At 58.2% G+C, this 18,560-nt stretch carries 16 protein-coding genes; 3 read left to right on the forward strand and 13 right to left on the reverse strand.

Annotated features, from left to right (window positions below; all coding sequences use genetic code 11):
* Nucleotides 1–23 precede the first annotated feature (23 nt).
* From B9Z42_RS02240 to B9Z42_RS02270, 7 genes are all read right to left on the reverse strand, one after another.
* The gene (locus B9Z42_RS02240) at nucleotides 24–776 is read right to left on the reverse strand and encodes a VacJ family lipoprotein (RefSeq protein ID WP_233203488.1); all 753 of its coding nucleotides are present in this window, start codon (nucleotides 774–776) and stop codon (nucleotides 24–26) included.
* A complete protein-coding gene (gene mlaD, locus B9Z42_RS02245; protein WP_100131692.1) occupies nucleotides 773–1,252 on the reverse strand; it encodes an outer membrane lipid asymmetry maintenance protein MlaD in 480 nt (159 codons plus the stop codon). Before mlaD ends, B9Z42_RS02240 begins: the two co-directional genes overlap by 4 nt.
* A 15-nt stretch (nucleotides 1,253–1,267) precedes the next feature.
* Nucleotides 1,268–2,044 (reverse strand): lipid asymmetry maintenance ABC transporter permease subunit MlaE, encoded by a 777-nt coding sequence (mlaE, locus tag B9Z42_RS02250; protein ID WP_100131693.1) that lies wholly within the window; start codon nucleotides 2,042–2,044, stop codon nucleotides 1,268–1,270.
* Nucleotides 2,041–2,874, reverse strand: coding sequence for an ABC transporter ATP-binding protein (locus tag B9Z42_RS02255; RefSeq protein WP_199171957.1), 834 nt, complete (start codon nucleotides 2,872–2,874; stop codon nucleotides 2,041–2,043). Before B9Z42_RS02255 ends, mlaE begins: the two co-directional genes overlap by 4 nt.
* An 85-nt stretch (nucleotides 2,875–2,959) precedes the next feature.
* The gene (locus B9Z42_RS02260) at nucleotides 2,960–4,441 is read right to left on the reverse strand and encodes a glutamate synthase subunit beta (RefSeq protein ID WP_100131694.1); all 1,482 of its coding nucleotides are present in this window, start codon (nucleotides 4,439–4,441) and stop codon (nucleotides 2,960–2,962) included.
* Between the two features lie 30 nt (nucleotides 4,442–4,471).
* On the reverse strand, nucleotides 4,472–9,178 hold the full coding sequence (locus B9Z42_RS02265) for a glutamate synthase-related protein (protein ID WP_100131695.1): 4,707 nt from the start codon (nucleotides 9,176–9,178) through the stop codon (nucleotides 4,472–4,474).
* A gap of 173 nt (nucleotides 9,179–9,351) precedes the next feature.
* Complete coding sequence (locus B9Z42_RS02270; protein ID WP_100131696.1) at nucleotides 9,352–10,065, reverse strand: transposase; 714 nt, start codon at nucleotides 10,063–10,065, stop codon at nucleotides 9,352–9,354.
* A 124-nt stretch (nucleotides 10,066–10,189) separates the two neighbouring features.
* On the opposite strand from B9Z42_RS02270, the gene B9Z42_RS02275 reads away from it, so the two are divergent.
* Genes B9Z42_RS02275 through B9Z42_RS02285 form a run of 3 tightly spaced genes read left to right on the forward strand, consistent with a single transcriptional unit; the run spans nucleotide 10,190 to nucleotide 12,910 of the window.
* Nucleotides 10,190–11,611 carry an acyclic terpene utilization AtuA family protein gene (locus B9Z42_RS02275; protein ID WP_100131697.1) on the forward strand — a complete coding sequence of 474 codons (1,422 nt, stop codon included), beginning with the start codon at nucleotides 10,190–10,192 and terminating at the stop codon, nucleotides 11,609–11,611.
* 1 nt (nucleotide 11,612) lies between these two features.
* The gene (locus B9Z42_RS02280) at nucleotides 11,613–11,915 is read left to right on the forward strand and encodes a hypothetical protein (protein WP_100131698.1); all 303 of its coding nucleotides are present in this window, start codon (nucleotides 11,613–11,615) and stop codon (nucleotides 11,913–11,915) included.
* Nucleotides 11,916–11,935: 20 nt separating this feature from the next.
* A complete protein-coding gene (locus tag B9Z42_RS02285) occupies nucleotides 11,936–12,910 on the forward strand; it encodes a tripartite tricarboxylate transporter substrate binding protein (protein WP_100131699.1) in 975 nt (324 codons plus the stop codon).
* Between the two features lie 12 nt (nucleotides 12,911–12,922).
* Here B9Z42_RS02285 and B9Z42_RS02290 read toward each other — a convergent pair whose 3' ends face one another.
* The 6 genes from B9Z42_RS02290 to aroB all read right to left on the reverse strand — a co-directional run bounded on the left by B9Z42_RS02290 (nucleotide 12,923) and on the right by aroB (nucleotide 18,543).
* A complete protein-coding gene (locus B9Z42_RS02290; protein ID WP_100131700.1) occupies nucleotides 12,923–13,531 on the reverse strand; it encodes a methyltransferase domain-containing protein in 609 nt (202 codons plus the stop codon).
* A gap of 22 nt (nucleotides 13,532–13,553) precedes the next feature.
* The gene (locus tag B9Z42_RS02295; RefSeq protein ID WP_100131701.1) at nucleotides 13,554–14,429 is read right to left on the reverse strand and encodes an SAM-dependent methyltransferase; all 876 of its coding nucleotides are present in this window, start codon (nucleotides 14,427–14,429) and stop codon (nucleotides 13,554–13,556) included.
* 74 nt (nucleotides 14,430–14,503) lie between these two features.
* Nucleotides 14,504–15,079: a DUF1415 domain-containing protein gene (locus B9Z42_RS02300; RefSeq protein ID WP_233203489.1), complete on the reverse strand. Its 576-nt coding sequence runs from the start codon at nucleotides 15,077–15,079 to the stop codon at nucleotides 14,504–14,506.
* Nucleotides 15,069–16,304, reverse strand: a complete 1,236-nt coding sequence (locus B9Z42_RS02305) for a CynX/NimT family MFS transporter (protein WP_100131702.1) — start codon at nucleotides 16,302–16,304, stop codon at nucleotides 15,069–15,071. The genes B9Z42_RS02300 and B9Z42_RS02305 overlap by 11 nt, the downstream gene beginning before the upstream one ends.
* An 8-nt stretch (nucleotides 16,305–16,312) precedes the next feature.
* Complete coding sequence (locus B9Z42_RS02310; protein WP_369806818.1) at nucleotides 16,313–17,446, reverse strand: deoxyguanosinetriphosphate triphosphohydrolase; 1,134 nt, start codon at nucleotides 17,444–17,446, stop codon at nucleotides 16,313–16,315.
* The gene (gene aroB / locus B9Z42_RS02315) at nucleotides 17,443–18,543 is read right to left on the reverse strand and encodes a 3-dehydroquinate synthase (protein WP_199171958.1); all 1,101 of its coding nucleotides are present in this window, start codon (nucleotides 18,541–18,543) and stop codon (nucleotides 17,443–17,445) included. Before aroB ends, B9Z42_RS02310 begins: the two co-directional genes overlap by 4 nt.
* Nucleotides 18,544–18,560 lie beyond the last annotated feature (17 nt).

An 18,560-nucleotide genomic window follows, 5' to 3' on the forward strand; every position in this document is an offset into this window, starting at 1 on the left:
GGTATCTCTAACGCGGCACAGCCTCATCGGGCTGACGGGGGAGACTGTTGGCTCAAGTCGGGCGTGTCTTCATCAGGCGGATTGCCATCATGAATGAGCGAGCGACGGCGTTGCAAATAGGCGTCGCGCAAGAACGCGTACTTGTCGATGGATGCTTCATCCAGCATGTTGCCAGCGGCCAAGTAACCGGCGCGCTTGTCCACAATGCGCAAACCTTGGGCGCCAGTACGAATTTTGGCGTCGTCTAAATTGCTGATGGGATCGAAAGAATAGTCCACAGGCAAACCGACGGTGTCACGCACGGTCGAAGGTCCTAAAAGTGGCAAAACCACATAAGGACCACTGCCGACGCCCCAGAACCCCAAGGTCTGGCCGAAGTCCTCGGGATAGCGCTCCAACTTAATGGCAGTCGCGACGTCAAAAATGCCATAAATGCCAAACGTTGTGTTCACCACAACGCGCATGAAAGACGAAGCCGTCTGACGCCCTTTCAATTGCAAACCATTGTTCACCGTGGACGAGATGTCGGACAGGTTGTTGAACACATTGCGCACACCCGTTTGAACCAAGTCAGGCGTGTAATCGCGGTAGCCCGTGGCCACCGGTTTCAAGACGTTGTCATCCAACGTGTCGTTGAAGCGCGAAATACTGCGGTTCATCGGCTCTAAAGGATCTTTGGGGTTGGCGTTTGGGCCTGTCGCACAACCGGTTGCCAATGCGGTCAAAGCCACCACAAACGCAAGCTTCATGCTGCGCAAAAGTTCGACTGCGTTCATTTGGCACCTTCTTTCGGTGCGGGCTCCGCCGCTTTGCTGAACAAGAATTGGCTGATCAAGTTTTCCAACACCACCGCGGATTGTGTGGTGGCAATTCGGTCACCATTGGCCAAGTTTTGTGCCTCAGCACCGGCCTCAATGCCGATGTATTGCTCGCCCAGCAAACCGCTGGTCAAGATTTTGAGGTTGCTGTCCTTGGGGAACTGGAACTGGCTTTGCAGGTTCATGTTGACCGTGGCTTGGAAAGTCTTGTCATCGAAGGTGACCGACTCAACACGGCCCACCACCACGCCGGCACTTTTGACCGCCGCTTGACGCTTTAAGCCGCCAATGTTGTCAAAGCGTGCGCTGACTTTGTACGTGGACTGAAAATTCAGACTCAACAAGTTGGCCGACTTCAAGGCCAAAAACAAAATAGCTGCTGCGCCCAGCAGCACAAACAAACCCACCCACACATCATTTTTGGAGCGTTGCATTGCGTTCCTTCTTTCTCAAATACTGAACATCAGGGCTGTGAGGACAAAGTCCAAACCCAACACGGCCAACGAGGCCACCACCACCGTGCGGGTGGTCGCACGCGACACGCCTTCGGGCGTGGGCTGCGCTTCATAACCTTGCAGCAAGGCCACAAACGTGACCGTGACACCAAACACCACGCTTTTGATGACGCCGTTGCCCACGTCTTTCCAAACGTCAACGCCGCCTTGCATCTGGCTCCAAAATGAGCCTGCATCGACGCCAATCATCAACACGGCCACCACCCAGCCCCCCAAAATACCTACCGCGCTGAACACGGCGGAGAGCAAAGGCAACGCGATGATGCCGCCCCAAAAACGAGGCCCCAAGATGCGTTGCACGGGGTCGACAGCCATCAAGTCCATCGCGCTGAGTTGCTCACCGGCTTTCATCAAACCGATTTCGGCAGTCAGGGACGTGCCCGCACGCCCCGCAAACAACAAAGCACTCACCACGGGCCCGAGTTCACGCACCAAACTCAACGCCACCAACAAGCCCAAAGCCTCAGATGAACCGTAACGTTGCAAGGTGTAGTAGCCCTGTAAGCTGAGCACAAACCCAACAAACAAGCCAGAGACCCCAATGATGGCCAACGAGTAATTACCCAAAAAATGCACCTGATCGCGCACCAGCCCAAAGCGGCGCATGTTGCTGCCGAACAAGGACACCAAACGAATGAATAAGCGGGTTGCTTGGCCCAAATCCGCCAGGTAACAACGAATTACAAACCCTAAATTGGCGACGAATTTCATGCCTTGCCTTCCACGCCAAAGTCTTGCGCCACCGACGGACCTGGGTAGTGAAAGCGCACAGGGCCATCGGGCGCTGCGCTGACAAACTGCTTCACCAACGGATCGGTGCTGTGGCGCACTTCATCGGGCGTACCTTGCGCGGCAATCTTGCCGTTGGCCAGCACGATCACTTGGTCGGCGATGTGGAAGGTTTCGTCCAAATCGTGCGACACGATCACGCTGGTCAAACCCAGTGTGTCGTTGAGTTGGCGAATCAAACGGGCAGCGGTGCCGAGAGAAATGGGGTCCAAACCCGCAAAGGGCTCGTCATACATCACCAATTGCGGATCGAGGGCCATGGCGCGGGCCAAAGCCACGCGTCGTGCCATTCCGCCTGACACCTGGCTGGGCATCAAGTCTCGGGCGCCACGCAAGCCCACAGCTTCGAGCTTCATCAACACGATGTCGCGAACCATGGATTCGCTCAAGTCGGTGTGCTCGCGCAAAGGGAAAGCCACGTTGTCAAACACACTCAAGTCGGTGAACAACGCACCAAACTGAAACAACATCCCCATGCGTCGGCGCACGGCATACAAACCCGCTTGATCGAGTGAGGCGATTTCTTGGCCGTCAAAGGTCAAACTACCGGACTGGGCGCGGTATTGCCCGCCGATCAGGCGCAGCACAGTGGTCTTGCCTCCGCCCGATGCGCCCATCAAGGCCGTGACTTTGCCGCGGGGCACCGTCAAGCTGATGCCATCCAAGATGACACGCTCGCCATAGCCAAAGCGGATGTCGCGCAGTTCGACCAAGGCGTCAGGGTTTGTATTTAAGGAAGAAGTGATAGTCATAGAAACAAAAGCTGACCTATTGATAAAACAGGCCAGCCCTTGCTATTTTAGAACCAAGCCGTTTCAGGCTTGTAAAGATGAGAAATTAACGCGGCAAGTTGCTCGCGCCCATCAAGAACTCGTCCACCGAACGCGCTGCTTGACGGCCTTCGCGAATGGCCCACACCACCAACGATTGACCACGGCGGATGTCGCCTGCGGCAAACACTTTGGGCACGTTGGTGGCGTAGCCACCGGTGAACTCGGTCGTTGCCTTGGCGTTGCCGCGTGCGTCTTTCTCGACGCCGAAGCCTTCCAAAATGGTGGCCACAGGGTTGACGAAGCCCATCGCCAGCAACACGAGGTCGGCTTTGATGATTTCTTCGCTGCCCGCAACTTCGACCATCTTGCCGTCTTTCCATTCCACACGAACGGTCTTGACGCCAGTGACTTTGCCGTTTTCACCGATGAACTCTTTGGTCGAAATAGCGAATTCGCGCTTGAGCAACCCTTTTTCAGCGCTCTCGTCGTGGCTAGAGCTGGTGCGCAGCTTCAGCGGCCAGTAAGGCCACACCATGGGCTTGTCCTCGTGCTCGGGCGGCATAGGCATCACCTCGAACTGAACCACGCCCGTAGCCCCGTGGCGTGTGCTGGTGCCCACGCAGTCAGAGCCGGTGTCGCCACCGCCGATGACCACCACATGTTTGCCGTCAGCGCGCAATTGGTCTTTGACCTTGTCGCCGCCGTTGACCTTGTTTTGTTGGGGCAAAAACTCCATCGCGAAGTGAATGCCTGCCAAGTCACGGCCAGGGGCCGGCAAGTCGCGAGACTGCTCAGAGCCACCGGTCAACAACACGGCGTCAAAGTCTTTTTGCAACTGTGCGGGGCTGATGGTCTCAACCGCCCAGTTGGTGACCTTGGAGCCCTTAGGCAACTCGCCCACCATCACGTTGGTGCGGATGGTCACACCCTCAGCAGCCAGCTGCTTGGCGCGACGGTCGATGTGTGACTTTTCCATTTTGAAATCGGGAATGCCGTAGCGCAGCAAACCACCGATGCGGTCGTTCTTTTCGAACAAAGTCACATCATGGCCCACACGTGCCAACTGCTGGGCAGCGGCCATGCCGGCAGGGCCAGAACCCACGACCGCCACTTTTTTGCCCGTCTTGTGCTTGGCAGGCTGAGCGACCACCCAACCTTCATTCCACGCTTTGTCGATGATGGCGTGCTCGATCGACTTGATGCCCACCGCATCCCCATTGACGTTCACCACACAAGCGGCTTCGCAAGGTGCGGGGCAAATGCGGCCCGTGAACTCAGGGAAGTTGTTGGTGCTGTGCAGCACGTCAATCGCGTTTTTCCAATCGTCTTGGTACACCAATTCGTTGAAGTCCGGAATGATGTTGTTGACAGGACAGCCGTTGTTACAAAACGGTGTGCCGCAGTCCATGCAACGCGCCGCTTGTTGTTTGGCTTGGCCATCGTCCAAAGCGATGACGAACTCGTCGTAGTTTTTCAGACGTTCTTTGACAGGCTTGTAGCCCTCTTCCAAACGCTCAATTTCCATGAAGCCAGTGACTTTTCCCATGATTTCTAATCCTTATGCTTTGGCGTTGGGTTAAGCGGCGACAGGCTTTTGAGCCTTGGCTGCAGCGTCGGCTTTTTTGCCGTTGATCTCGCCCAATGCGCGCTTGTATTCGTTGGGGAACACTTTGACGAACTTGGCGCGTGCGGTGTCCCAGTTGTCCAACAAGTCGCGGGCGCGCTTGGAGCCCGTCCAACGGTGGTGGTCTTCGAGCAACTTCTTGAGTTGTGCTTCGTCGGTTTGGTCGCGGTGCCAAATGGCGCGTGGCAAGGTGTCTTCTTGCTGCGCGGCGGTCAACACTTTTTCCATGGAAACCATGGCGGTGTTGCACTTTTTGTCGAACTGGCCGTCTTCGTCGTACACGTACGCCACACCGCCGCTCATGCCCGCTGCGAAGTTGCGGCCGGTTTTACCCAACACCGCGACTGTGCCGCCCGTCATGTATTCGCAACCGTGGTCGCCTGTGCCTTCGACCACGGCGGTCGCGCCAGACAAACGCACCGCAAAACGCTCGCCGGCCACGCCAGAGAAGAACGCCTCGCCGCGTGTCGCACCAATCATCACGGTGTTACCCACGATGATGTTGTTTACCGCGTCGCCACGGAAGTCGAGGCTTGGTCGCACCACCACGCGACCACCGGAGAGGCCTTTGCCGGTGTAGTCGTTGGCGTCGCCAATGAGGTACAGCGTGATGCCGTTGCACAAGAACGCGCCGAACGATTGACCGCCCGTGCCTTCTAACTGAATACGGATGCTGTCATCGGGCAAACCTTCAGGGTGCACCTTGGTCACAGCGCCAGACAACATCGCACCGACGGAGCGGTTGACGTTGCGGGCCACTTCCATGAACTGCACCTTCTCGCCGCGCTCGATGGCGGGCTTGGATTTCTCGATGAGTTTTTGGTCCAGTGCTTTTTCCAAGCCGTGGTCTTGCTGGGCCACATGGAACTTAGGCACATCGTTGCCCACTTGAGGCACGGCCAACAAACGACCGAAGTCAAGGCCAGACGCTTTCCAGTGCTCAATGCCTTGACGCATGTCGAGCAAATCAGCACGACCGATCAAATCATCAAATTTACGGATGCCCAACTGCGCCATGATTTGACGCACTTCTTCTGCAATGAAGAAGAAGTAGTTGACGACGTGCTCAGGCTTGCCTGTGAACTTCTTGCGCAACTCAGGGTCTTGTGTGGCCACACCCACAGGGCAAGTGTTCAAGTGACACTTGCGCATCATGACGCAACCTTCAACCACCAGAGGTGCGGTGGCGAAGCCAAACTCGTCAGCGCCCAACAAAGCGCCCACAGCCACGTCGCGGCCGGTCTTCATTTGGCCGTCAGCTTGCACACGGATACGACCGCGCAAACCGTTCAACACCAAGGTTTGTTGGGTTTCGGCCAAGCCGATTTCCCAAGGCGAACCGCAATGCTTGATGGACGACCAAGGCGAAGCGCCTGTACCACCGTCATGGCCCGCGATCACCACGTGATCGGCCTTGCACTTGGCCACGCCGGCGGCAATGGTGCCCACGCCAATTTCAGACACCAGCTTCACGCTGATGTCGGCGTGTGGGGCGACGTTCTTCAAATCGTGAATCAGCTGTGCCAAGTCTTCGATCGAATAGATGTCGTGGTGTGGCGGGGGCGAAATCAAGCCCACGCCTGGCACGCTGTAGCGCAACTTGCCGATGTACTCAGACACTTTCGCGCCGGGCAACTGACCACCTTCGCCGGGCTTGGCGCCTTGGGCCATCTTGATCTGAATTTGGTCAGAGGACGACAGGTATTCAGCCGTCACACCAAAGCGGCCCGAAGCCACTTGCTTGATGCGTGAACGCAGGCTGTCACCCGCCAGCAAAGGCATATCCACTTCGACCACATCGTCGCCAATGATGGTTTTGAGTGTGTCGCCCTGCTTGATCGGGATGCCTTTGAGTTCGTTGCGGTAACGCGCAGGGTCTTCACCCCCCTCGCCCGTGTTGGACTTGCCGCCAATGCGGTTCATCGCGACGGCCAAAGTGGCGTGTGCTTCTGTAGAAATAGAACCCAACGACATCGCACCCGTGGCGAAACGTTTGACGATTTCAGTCGCTGGCTCTACCTCATCGACCGAGATGGCTTTGGCGGGGTCAATCTTGAACTCGAACAAACCGCGCAAGGTCAGGTGACGCTTGTTTTGGTCGTTGACGATTTGTGCGTACTCTTTGTACGTGTTGAAGTTGTTCGAACGTGTGCTGTGCTGCAACTTGGCAATCGCATCAGGCGTCCACATGTGCTCTTCACCGCGGGCGCGCCAAGCGTATTCGCCGCCGGTCTCTAACCTGTTGGCCAGCACGGGGTCTTCGCCAAAAGCGGCCATGTGCATGCGGATGCCTTCTTCGGCCATTTCAAAAATGCCGATGCCTTCCACGCGGCTAGGCGTGCCGGTGAAGTACTTTTGCACGGTCTCGGTGTTGATGCCAATGGCTTCAAACAATTGGGCGCCGCAGTAAGACATGTAAGTCGACACGCCCATCTTGGACATGATCTTCGACAGGCCTTTGCCGATGGCTTTGATGTAGTTGTAGACGGCTTTTTCAGTGGACAAATCCGCGGGCAAATCTTTGTGCAAATTAGCCAGCGTTTCGAGCGCGAGGTAGGGATGCACGGCTTCTGCGCCGTAACCTGCCAACACAGCGAAGTGATGCACTTCACGGGCACTGCCTGTCTCCACCACCAAACCAGCGGTGGTGCGCAAGCCTTCACGCACCAAATGCTGGTGAATGGCCGACAAAGCCAACACAGCAGGAATCGCAACCTGGGTGGCGCTCACAGCGCGGTCACTGATGATGAGGATGTTGTGACCGCCTTTGATGGCGTCCACAGCTTCGGCGCACAGCGACGCCAACTTGGCTTCCACGCCGTCGTGGCCCCACGCCAAGGGGTACGTCATGTCGAGCGTGGCGCTCTTAAACTTGCCGTGTGTGTAGAGCTCGATGTCACGCAACTTGGCCATGTCTGCAAAATTCAGCACGGGCTGGCTGACTTCCAAACGCATGGGTGGGTTGACTTGGTTGATGTCCAGCAAGTTGGGCTTGGGGCCCACGAACGACACCAACGACATGACGATGGCTTCACGGATCGGGTCGATCGGTGGGTTGGTCACCTGCGCAAACAACTGCTTGAAGTAGTTGTACAGCGGCTTGTTTTTACCAGACAACACAGCCAAGGGGCTGTCGTTGCCCATCGAGCCAATGCCCTCTTCGCCATTGATAGCCATAGGCGCCATCAAGAACTTGATGTCTTCTTGGCTGTAGCCGAAGGCTTGTTGACGGTCGAGCAACGACACGTCACTGGCTTGCGCGGTTTCACCTTCGTGGGCTTTGACGTCGTCGAGCTTGACGCGGACGTTTTCGATCCACTGTTTGTAAGGCTTGGTGTTGGTCAGACCCGCTTTGAGTTCGTCGTCATCGATCATGCGACCTTGTTCGAGGTCGATCAAGAACATCTTGCCGGGCTGCAGACGCCACTTGCGAACGATCTTGCTCTCTGGTACTGGCAACACGCCAGACTCAGAACCCATGATGACCATGTCGTCGTCGGTGATGCAGTAGCGTGAAGGACGCAAACCGTTGCGGTCCAGCGTGGCGCCAATTTGGCGACCGTCGGTGAACACGATGGAAGCTGGGCCATCCCATGGCTCCAACATCGCCGCGTGGTATTCGTAGAAGGCCTTGCGGCGCTCGTCCATGGTGCTGTGGTTTTCCCATGGCTCTGGGATCATCATCATCACGGCTTGGCTGATGGGGTAACCCGCCATCGTCATCAATTCGAGACAGTTGTCGAAGGTGGCGGTGTCGGATTGGTCAGCAAAACTGATGGGATAGAGCTTTTTCAGGTCGTCGCCCAACACGGGGGAAGACATCACGCCTTCGCGGGCCTTCATCCAGTTGTAGTTTCCTTTGACGGTGTTGATTTCACCGTTGTGCGCCACATAGCGGTAAGGGTGAGCCAATGGCCACTCTGGGAAAGTGTTGGTCGAAAACCGTTGGTGCACCAAACCGAGTGCGGACACGCAGCGCTCGTCGGTCAAGTCGCGGTAATAAGTACCCACTTGGTCGGCAAGCAACAAGCCTTTGTAGATGATGGTTCGGCTAGACATGCTCGGCACGTAATACTCTTTGCCGTGCTTCAAATTCAAGTGCTGAATCGCGGCGCTGGCTGTCTTGCGGATGACGTACAGCTTGCGCTCAAGCGCGTCTTGGACGATCACGTCATTGCCGCGACCGATGAAGATTTGACGAATCACTGGCTCTTTTTCGCGCACGCGCGGCGACATGGGCATGTCGAGGTTGACCGGCACATCGCGCCAACCCAAGAGCACCTGGCCTTCGGCTTTGACAGCGCGTTCTAGCTCTTGCTCACATGCCAAGCGCGACGCGCTTTCTTTGGGCAAGAACACCATGCCCACGCCGTACTCGCCCATGGGGGGCAGGTTGACGCCTTGTTTGGCCATCTCTTCGCGGTACAGCGCATCAGGCAATTGAATCAAGATACCGGCGCCGTCGCCCATGAGTGCGTCAGCACCCACAGCGCCACGGTGGTCGAGGTTTTCCAAAATTTTGAGCGCTTGACCCACGATGGCGTGGCTCTTTTTACCCTTGATGTGAGCGACAAAGCCCACGCCACAGGCGTCGTGTTCATTGGATGGGTCGTACAAACCCTGGAGTTGCATGTGTGCTTTGTCGGCAGCCGTGGTCATGGCGCATTCCTCAAAAATCAGCGGGACTGGAAGCATACTGCACTGCAGCAACTGTGCCAAGAAAATTAATTGGGGTCAGATCCCAATTAATTGCACCCAATTTGCAAATCTTAATTAATTGGGGACAGATCAAAAATCTTGACATGGACTTGCGATTAACTCAACAAAATAGATCAGGCCGCCGGATCTTGCTCACCTGGACGGGGCGCAAAAGGTCTACCCGCCTTGCCTTTGCTCAAGCGCCGCTGCGTGAGCGGCTGCAAACCCGTCACAAAGGACGCATCACCCAACGCCCAACCACTGAGCGTGGCGTCGGTCAATGCACCTTGTTGGTCCGCACTGATGCCCGCGTGCACCAATTCGGCGTAGGCTGCTTCCCGCGCAAACGGGGTGTTACCCAACGCCCAATACAAAGCATGCGACGTGATGAGACGGTCGGTTCGCCTCCCCGTGTAATGCGCGTAACTCGACCAACGGTAATCTTCAGGCTGTGCCACCATGTGAGCACGCACAGGATTGAGGTCGATGTAGGCCATGCACGCCAACAAATAACGGTCGGACTGAATCAGCGTGGAACGGTAGCGCCCTTCCCACAAGGTGCCCGTCCGGCCATGCACTTTGTTGAACACCTGCACATAACTTCGGCCCACGGCCTGCATCATCTTGGGCAAAGCTTGGTCTTTTTGCGGCGTGAGCAACAGGTGCAAATGGTTGCTCATCAGCACGTAAGCATGGACGTCCACAGCTTGCGCGCGTGCATGCTCAAACAACACATCGAGCATGCGCTGGAAGTCTGCAGGGGCACGAAAAATGTCTTGCCGGTTGTTGCCACGCAAGATGACGTGGTGTGGGTAGCCGGTGACGGTGAGACGGGGTTGACGAGCCATGCCTTGCACCTCTTGAAAGTTTGAATGCCTGTGACAGGACCAGTTTAATTGGGATCTGACCCCAATTAACAAGCCAAACTCGCACGTGACATGCGCAGCTGCCGGCCTCACGTAAGCTCAGCGCATGGACCACACAACACTTCGCATAGGCGCTGGGGCGGGTTACGCGGGCGACCGCATCCCGCCCGCCGTCGAACTGGCCGAGAAAGGCCAGTTGGACTATTTGGTGTTCGAGTGCTTGGCCGAGCGCACGATCGCCTTGGCGCAACTCGAACGCAGCCAACGCCCCGAAGCGGGTTTTGATGCTTTGCTCACGGCACGCATGCGGGCGGTGCTGCCGGCTTGCATCCGTCAAGGTACCCGCATCATCAGCAATATGGGCGCGGCCAACCCGATGCAAGCGGGCTACGCGGTGCTGGCTGTGGCGCACGAGTTGGGATTGCCACACGTCAAAGTAGCCGTGGTGCTGGGCGACGATGTGCTGACCACGCTTTGCGCAGATGGCTTGTCGCTGCCGGTGCTCGAGTCCAACCAAAGATTGGCCGACCTGCAACCCCAACTGATTTCGGCCAACGCCTATTTAGGCGCCGAGGCTCTGCTGCCCGCTTTACAAACCGATGCGCACGTCATCATCACGGGGCGTGTGGCCGATCCAGCGCTTTTTTTGGCACCCTTGATGCACCACTTTGGCTGGACACACGACGACTGGGCGCGCTTGGGCAAAGGGGTTTTGGTCGGGCATTTGCTGGAATGCGCAGCGCAAATCACCGGTGGCTACTTTGCAGACCCCGGTTACAAAGACGTGCCGAACATGGCGCAATTAGGTTTTCCGTTGGCCGAAGTGAGCGCTTCAGGCGATGCCGTCATCACCAAAGTGGCCGACTCGGGCGGCTGCGTCACGGTGGCCACCTGCACCGAACAGCTGCTGTACGAGATCGAAAACCCTGAACGCTATCTGCAGCCTGATGTGGTGGCCGATTTTTCTCAGGTTCAACTCACGCAAATGGGCCCAGACCGCGTGCAGATCACGGGCGGAAATGGCCACCCGCGCACCGACACGCTGAAGGTGACGCTGGGCTACCGCGACGGCTTCATCGGCGAAGGCCAAATGAGCTACGCCGGACTGGGCGCACAAGCACGCGGCCAACTGGCATTGGACTTGGTACGTGAACGGTTGGCGCAAGCGGGATACGCCCAGTTTGACAGCCGCTACGACCTGATTGGCGTGAACGCCATATTCAGTGGCGGCTCGCAGAACACCACAGAACCTAAAGCGCCACACTTGGCGACAAAAGTTAGCGCTTATCGAATCACGGAGCCCAACAACGCGACCACCGAAGTTCGTGCCCGCGTCACCCTGCGCGTGCCCACCTTGCAACACGCCCAGCATGTGGCGCACGAAGTCGAAGCGCTGTATCTCAATGGCCCAGCGGGAGGCGGTGGCGCCACGCGCTCGGTGCGCGAAGTCATCGCGGCTGCCGCCGTGCTCATGCCGCGCAGCGCCGTTCACACCACCACCGTGCTGCTCAACGCAGAAGGGCACTGACATGCTGCTGCGCGACATCGCCCACACCCGCACCGGCGACAAAGGCAACAGGTCCACCTTGTCGGTCATCGCCTACGATAAAAAAGACTTTGCCTGGCTCGAACAACACCTCACCCCCGAGCGCATGCAAGCGTATTACGCCGGCATCGTCCACGGCCCTGTCGAACGCTACGCGCTGCCGCAACTGGGTGCGCTCAACTTTGTCATGCACAACGCTTTAGGCGGCGGCGTAACCCGCTCATTGGCACTCGACGCCCACGGGAAATGCCTGAGTGCGCACCTACTCAGCCTTGTGATCGAATAGGCCCACTTTTTGGAGACACCATGAAAAACATCCGTATCGTCGGCCTGCTGGCCGCCTTGCTTGGCCTAGGCCTTGTCACCTCAACGGCCCAAGCGCAGGCCTACCCCAACAAGCCCATCAAAGCCATCGTGCCCTTTGCCGCGGGCAGCGCCACCGACCAAATTGGCCGCGCGTTTGCTCAAAAGATGTCGGAGATCCTCGGCCAACCCATCGTGGTCGACAACAAAGCGGGCGTGAACGGCATGCTGGGCGCTGACGCCGTTGCCAAGTCCGCCCCCGACGGCTACACCCTCCTCATCGGCACCAACAGCACCAACGCCGCGTTGAAGAGCCTGATGAAGAAGCTGCCCTACGACCAAGACACCGCCTTTGCACCCGTCGGCTACTTGGGCTCGGTTCCCTTGATCGTCGCCGTCAACAACGACGTGCCCGCCAAAAACCTGAAAGAGTTGGTCGACTTGGCCAAAGCCAAACCCACCCACGTCACCTTTGCCAGCGCCAGCACCTCGCAGCTGGTGTCCACCGAAGTGCTGGCCAACATGGCCGGTATTCAGCTGACGCATGTGCCCTACAAAAGCGGCCCCGCGGCCATGACCGATTTAATAGGCGGCCAAGTCAACCTCTTCACCGCCGACTTTGCCGTCACCTTGCCGCAAGTCAAAGCGGGGAAGATTCGCGGCTTAGCCGTCACGTCTACCCAACGCTCCAAAGCCATCCCAGAGTTGCCCACCGTCAACGAAGCCCTAGGCCTGAAAGACTACGAGCTGATCGCCTACTTCGCCATCTTTGCGCCTGCAGGCACACCACCCGACATCATTCAAAAACTCAACGCGGCCATCAACAAAGCCGCCACCGACAAGGACATTTTGGAGCGCTTCGCCGCGCTGGGGTTCGAGTCCGCACCTGCCTCGCCCGAGGCACTGGCACAACGCTCTAAAGCTGAAACAGCCAAGTGGGCCAAAGCTATTCGCGACGCGAAGATTGAGGCGCAGTGAGGTAGAAAAAACCTATCGCGCTGGCAGATGCTTCGCCGCCAAAGCGCGCATCGCCTCGTCGGTGAGCGCTGTTTTGGATGCCAGCATCCACAGGTCAAAAACAGCGGGGCGCGCCACCCCCACGGAACGGGCGAAGCCGCAAGCCTGCAAGGTGTTGCCCAACACATCCAAGGTGAAGCCGCAGCGGTGGGCCATGTACAAATTACCGGCGCCCATGGCCCCGCGATGGCCATACAAAATGTCCAACGCCGAGATCGGCCCTGAATCCGATTCGTACAAGGGCGACGCCAACTCACCACGTGCCACGCGTGCACAGACCGACTGCAAATCGGGGCAGGTGATCAGCAGCAAGCCATCGTCTTTGAGCACGCGCACAAATTCAGCCAGCGCCACAGGCACCTCATGTGGGTACAGATGCTCAATGTTGTGGCTCGACACAATCGCATCGACAGAGCCCGAAGGCACGGCCGACATGTCGGTCATGGTGCCCACCAAGTCGGGTTCGACGCTAGTGTCGATGTCCAAGCGCACCTCTTGCCAAGCTTCAAAACCGGCAAAGCCGTGCGCACGTCCTTTGGGGCCACAGCCCACGTTCAGCAATTTCAAGGGTGTTGAACTCATCTCTTGTCTCTCGTCTAAAAACTTAACGCGTCGCTAAGGGATAGCGCTCACCCATCAGCTCAGCCACGCCGAACTCCGTCAGCAAAGCTTGCAGTCGCTCGCCCGCTGCACGCTTTTTTTGGCCCGTGTACTTGGCCAAGATCAACTCGTTTTTCATGCTGTGCTCCCAGCCCACCAGCTCGGTCACGGTCACTTGGTAACCCTGCGATTCCAAGTACAAACAACGCAGCACGTTGGTGAGTTGGCTGCCCACCTCGCGGGTGTGCAGCGGGTGACGCCACAACTCAGCCAGCGGGGTGCGCTGCAAGTTGAGGGCTTTGTTTTGGTTGAGCGCACGCGCCAGTTCGGCTTGGCAGCAAGGCACCAGCACCATGGACTTGGCTTTCTTTTGCAGGCCAAACGCAATGGCATCGTCGGTGGCGGTGTCGCAGGCGTGCAGCGCGGTGACCACGTCGATCTGCTCGGGCAAGGCATCACTTTGGGCTGACTCAGCCACGCTCAGGTTGAGGAAATGCATGCGCTCGAACCCTAGCCGAGCGGCCAGCGCTTGGGATGACTCGACCAACTCGCTGCGCGTCTCAATGCCGTAAATCGCGCCTTGACCCAAAGCCTTGAAGAACAGGTCGTAAATGATAAAACCCAAATACGACTTGCCCGCACCGTGGTCGGCCAAGGTGGGGCCTTGCTCGCTGGTGGGCAGTTCTTTCAGTAGTTTTTCGATGAACTGAAACAGGTGATACACCTGCTTCAACTTGCGACGTGAATCTTGGTTGAGTTTGCCGTCGCGGGTGAGGATGTGCAGTTCTTTAAGCAACTCAATGGACTGGCCGGGGCGCAGGTCGAGCTGAGCGCTTGGGTCTTGAGGCTTGGACGCGGCGGCGGGTTTGTGTTTGGACATGGCGTCATTGTGCCGCGCGTCAGTCGAAAATTCGGAGTAAAAGGCTGCGTCTTGCGCTGAGTGAAAGTAAAAACTTACGCGATGACCCTAGACTGAATCCCCAGCTTAGACCACCCCGCATGCCCCAAGTTATTCAACACCTCAATGTTGCGTTCAAAGATGAGTGACGCATCAGGATAGGCCGCCACCGCTTTGTCGATGCTGGCTTCGCGCAACAAGTGCAGGGTGGGGTATGGGGTGCGGTTGGTGAAGTTCTCGATGTCGTCTTCGGCCGTGCCACCGAATTGGTAGCGCGGGTGAAAGTCGGCCACTTGCAGCACGCCGTCGAGTTCAAGGTCGGACAACACCTCGTCGCAGTCACCAAGGAAGTCGTTGAAGTCTAAGAAGTCGGGCAAGGCGTGGGGAGCGATGAGCAGCGTAGTGTCCAACTTGTCAGGATCGGCCTCGGCCAAGTGCTGCAATTCGTCGCGCAACAGCGCCAGCCAATCGGCAGGGTCGGTAGACAGGCACACACGGTAACGCACCATGTCTTTCACCACCATAGCCTTGGCAAAGGGGCACAGGTTCAAGCCCACCACGGCTTGCAGCAGCCAAGTTTGGGTGTCTTCAATGGCGGTGCGGACCGCCTCCATCGCGTCGTCATCCAACATATTCAGCCTCGTTGCGTTGAACCAAAGCGCGGGCAATACAGTGCGACAGCACCACGCCCGCAGCGCTCAGGCTGACGGTGACAACCCATGTCCATTGCCAACCGCCCACGGCAGCGGCGACCCATGCCACCAACGGCGGGCCTGCAAATTGGCCAAAGGCTGACCATTGCTGCATGTAGCCCACGGTGGTCGACACCGTGCCCTCGCTGGGCGCCAAGCGCACCGCCATCGAGAACAAGGTGCCCGGAATCAAACCACCCACCGCAGAGAACATCACCACGCTGAAAAACCGCCAAGGCATGGGCAGGCCCACGCCTTGCCACTGGGCAAAGGCCCCCATGGCACCGAGGGCCATACAAGCAAACCCAATTTGCAGCAAACGCTGCGGCTGCCAGCCGCGTTGGAGCAAGCGCCCCGACATGATGTTGCCGCTGACGTTGGCCACTGCCACGCACGCGGTCAAGACCCCCGTCAAACGGGCAGTCAGGCCCATCTCGGCGTAGACGGTAGGCAAGAAACCAATCACCGCCATCCATTGCGAGGCGTACACCGCAAAGCTCAACGACACCCACCACGGCCCCGCGCTGCGCAAGGTCAGCGCCAAGCGCTTGGGCCATGCGTTGTCCACGTTGGCGGCTTGCTGCGGGGTTTGTGCAGGCGGTGCCACATCGGGCACGCACCACCAGACAGCCAGCCAGGCCAACAGCGACACGGCGCTCAAACCCCACCACCACACCGACCAACTCAGCGCCGCTATTACCAAGGGCCCCGCCAACAAGGCCAGCGCGTTGCCCATCGGCATATAGGTGCCCCACCAACCCATGCGGCCGTTGAGTTGATCGTTGGCGACTGTGCGGCGAATCAACGCAGGCGCAGGCATCACCACCAGCAAAAAGCCCAAGCCCTCAAAGCCGCGCAACACCAACAAGGTGGTGGCGTCAGGCGCAAAACCACCCGCCAAACTGGCGCATGACAGCAAGAACAAGCCCGTCAACATGCTGCGACGCAAACCCAAACTGTCCGCGCTCAAACCCACCGCCAACCCGAGGGTCATGCTGGCAATTTGCACGGCAGAGAGCAAGAAGCCCGCTTGCACCAAGGTGATGTTCAACGCCGTTTGCAGCACCGGCAACGCGGGCGGCAATTTGCCGATGTGCAGAGCGGCACACACTCCCACCATGACGATGACCCAAGAGGGATGGATGCCAAAACGGGGGTTTGTCATGGCAACGTTCAGGCCGTGAGGCGTGCGTGTTCGCGGGTGGCGAAACGGTCGGTCATGCCCGACAAATAGTCGGCCACGGCACGCGGCAAGTCAAGGCGCTGCGCATAGGCCGAAGGCATTTCTTGCGGTTTGGCCAAGTAGGCAACGAATAACTCACGCACCACCTCGCGGGCCCAATCGGTGGTTTGCATGACCTGCGGATGGCGGTACAAATTGCGAAACAAAAACGACTTGAGCGCCTTGGACTCCTCAAACATCGCCGCACTGAACTGGACCAGAGGCTGGCATTGACGCACGTCCTCCACAGAGTTGGGGGCGTGCTGCGCCAATGCGTCGCGGGTGGTGCGAATCACGTCGTACACCTGATCACTCAGCATGCGGCGAATGGTTTCAAACAACACGCGACGCCCTTGCAGCTGCGGATGCTCGCTCAGCGTTTGCGCGTGGTAACGGGCAAACAGCGGCACGTCTTGCAACTGAGACATGGTCAACAAACCCGAGCGCACGCCGTCATCGATGTCGTGCGCGTTGTAAGCGATGGCGTCGGCCAAGTTGCACAACTGCGCCTCTAGGCTGGGCTGAGTGCCCTTCAAAAAGCGGGCGGCCACACCGTTGGGCTCGTGCGCCTCGATAGCCTGGGCGTTGCGACGGGCGCAGTGTTTCAAGATACCTTCGCGGGTCTCAAAACTCAGGTTCAAACCATTGAAATTTGGGTAGCGCTCTTCCAACTCATCGACCACGCGCAGACTTTGCAGGTTGTGCTCAAAGCCGCCGTAGGGCGTCATGCATTCGTTCAAGGCGTCTTGGCCGGCGTGGCCAAATGGTGTGTGCCCAAGGTCGTGGGCCAAGGCCACGGCCTCCACCAAGTCTTCGTTCAAACCCAGTGCGCGTGCGATGGAACGGCCCAGTTGCGCCACCTCCAAGGAGTGCGTCATGCGCGTGCGAAACAAATCGCCTTCGTGGTTCAAAAACACTTGAGTTTTGTAAACCAATCGCCGAAACGCGGTGGAGTGCACGATGCGGTCGCGGTCCCGCTGATGCGGGTTGCGAAAACTCGCGGCGTGGGCGGGTGCCTCGGGCTCAGCGTGGAGACGCCCACGCGAGCGCTCAGGCTGACAGGCGTAGACGGCTAAATCAGTCAAGCCACGCAGCAATCGTCGATCACCTGCGACACCAAGGCATCAGGCGCACCGCGCACGATGGCACTGCCCGGTTTGTCGATCAGCACAAAGCGGATGTCGCCTGCCTCTGCTTTTTTGTCCACACGCATGTGGTGCAAGTAAACCTCCGCACCCAGCTTGGGGCCCACGGTGGGCAAACCTGCGCGCGCAATGAGCGCAGTGAAACGCGAGACAAACGCCTCATCCACCAAGCCCAAACGTTGCGACAGGTGCGAGGCCATCACCATGCCGCACCCCACGGCTTCACCATGCAACCATTCGCCAAAACCGAGGCCCGCTTCGATAGCGTGGCCAAAGGTGTGGCCAAAATTCAAAATGGCACGAATGCCGCCTTCCCGCTCGTCTTGACTCACCACCCACGCTTTGATTTCGCAGCTGCGCTTGACGGCGTGCGCCAGCGCTTGCGGATCGCGCGCCATCAACGCGTCGAGGTGATCGTCGATCCAATCGAGAAACGTCATGTCCGCGATCGGGCCGTACTTGATGACCTCGGCCAGGCCCGCGCTCATTTCGCGCTGAGGCAAGGTTTGCAAGGTGTCGAGGTCGCAGACCACGCGGTGCGGTTGGTAAAACGCACCGATCATGTTTTTGCCAATGGGATGGTTGATGGCGGTTTTGCCGCCCACCGACGAGTCCACCTGGGCCAGCAAGGTCGTGGGCACTTGCACAAACGGCACGCCACGCATGTAGCAAGCGGCGGCAAAACCAGTCATGTCGCCCACTACGCCGCCGCCCAAAGCGAACAGCACGGTTTTGCGGTCGGCACCTTGGCCCAGCATGGCATCAAAAATGAGGTTGAGTGTTTGCCAATCTTTGTGGCTTTCGCCGTCGGGCAAGACCACGGTGTGCACTTGGCTGTAGCGACTGGCCAACGCTGCGGCCAAACGCTGCGCGTAGAGGGGTCCGACGGTGTCATTGGTGACGATGAAAGCGGCGCTGGCCTTGGGCAAATCGGCCCAAGTACTGGGCGCGTCGAGCAACTGACCGCCAATCAAAATGGGATAACTGCGATCGCCCAAATCAATGGCCACGCGCTCAAGTTGGGAGATGTCTGACATGGGTGCCTTAGGTGAAA

It is taken from the genome of Limnohabitans sp. B9-3 (assembly GCF_002778325.1).
In the GTDB taxonomy this organism is placed as follows: Bacteria; Pseudomonadota; Gammaproteobacteria; order Burkholderiales; family Burkholderiaceae_C; genus Limnohabitans; species Limnohabitans kasalickyi.

Excerpts from the sequence above, each read along its gene's own strand:
- mlaE (WP_100131693.1), bottom strand. The coding sequence starts at position 2,044 with ATGAAATTCGTCGCCAATTTAGGGTTTGTAATTCGTTGTTACCTGGCG.
- B9Z42_RS02305 (WP_100131702.1), bottom strand. The coding sequence starts at position 16,304 with ATGACAAACCCCCGTTTTGGCATCCATCCCTCTTGGGTCATCGTCATG.
- B9Z42_RS02280 (WP_100131698.1), top strand. The coding sequence starts at position 11,613 with ATGCTGCTGCGCGACATCGCCCACACCCGCACCGGCGACAAAGGCAAC.
- B9Z42_RS02255 (WP_199171957.1), bottom strand. The coding sequence starts at position 2,874 with ATGACTATCACTTCTTCCTTAAATACAAACCCTGACGCCTTGGTCGAA.
- B9Z42_RS02290 (WP_100131700.1), bottom strand. The coding sequence starts at position 13,531 with ATGAGTTCAACACCCTTGAAATTGCTGAACGTGGGCTGTGGCCCCAAA.
- B9Z42_RS02240 (WP_233203488.1), bottom strand. The coding sequence starts at position 776 with ATGAACGCAGTCGAACTTTTGCGCAGCATGAAGCTTGCGTTTGTGGTG.
- B9Z42_RS02300 (WP_233203489.1), bottom strand. The coding sequence starts at position 15,079 with ATGTTGGATGACGACGCGATGGAGGCGGTCCGCACCGCCATTGAAGAC.
- B9Z42_RS02265 (WP_100131695.1), bottom strand. The coding sequence starts at position 9,178 with ATGACCACGGCTGCCGACAAAGCACACATGCAACTCCAGGGTTTGTAC.
- B9Z42_RS02295 (WP_100131701.1), bottom strand. The coding sequence starts at position 14,429 with ATGTCCAAACACAAACCCGCCGCCGCGTCCAAGCCTCAAGACCCAAGC.
- B9Z42_RS02260 (WP_100131694.1), bottom strand. The coding sequence starts at position 4,441 with ATGGGAAAAGTCACTGGCTTCATGGAAATTGAGCGTTTGGAAGAGGGC.
- B9Z42_RS02275 (WP_100131697.1), top strand. The coding sequence starts at position 10,190 with ATGGACCACACAACACTTCGCATAGGCGCTGGGGCGGGTTACGCGGGC.
- B9Z42_RS02285 (WP_100131699.1), top strand. The coding sequence starts at position 11,936 with ATGAAAAACATCCGTATCGTCGGCCTGCTGGCCGCCTTGCTTGGCCTA.
- mlaD (WP_100131692.1), bottom strand. The coding sequence starts at position 1,252 with ATGCAACGCTCCAAAAATGATGTGTGGGTGGGTTTGTTTGTGCTGCTG.
- aroB (WP_199171958.1), bottom strand. The coding sequence starts at position 18,543 with ATGTCAGACATCTCCCAACTTGAGCGCGTGGCCATTGATTTGGGCGAT.
- B9Z42_RS02270 (WP_100131696.1), bottom strand. The coding sequence starts at position 10,065 with ATGGCTCGTCAACCCCGTCTCACCGTCACCGGCTACCCACACCACGTC.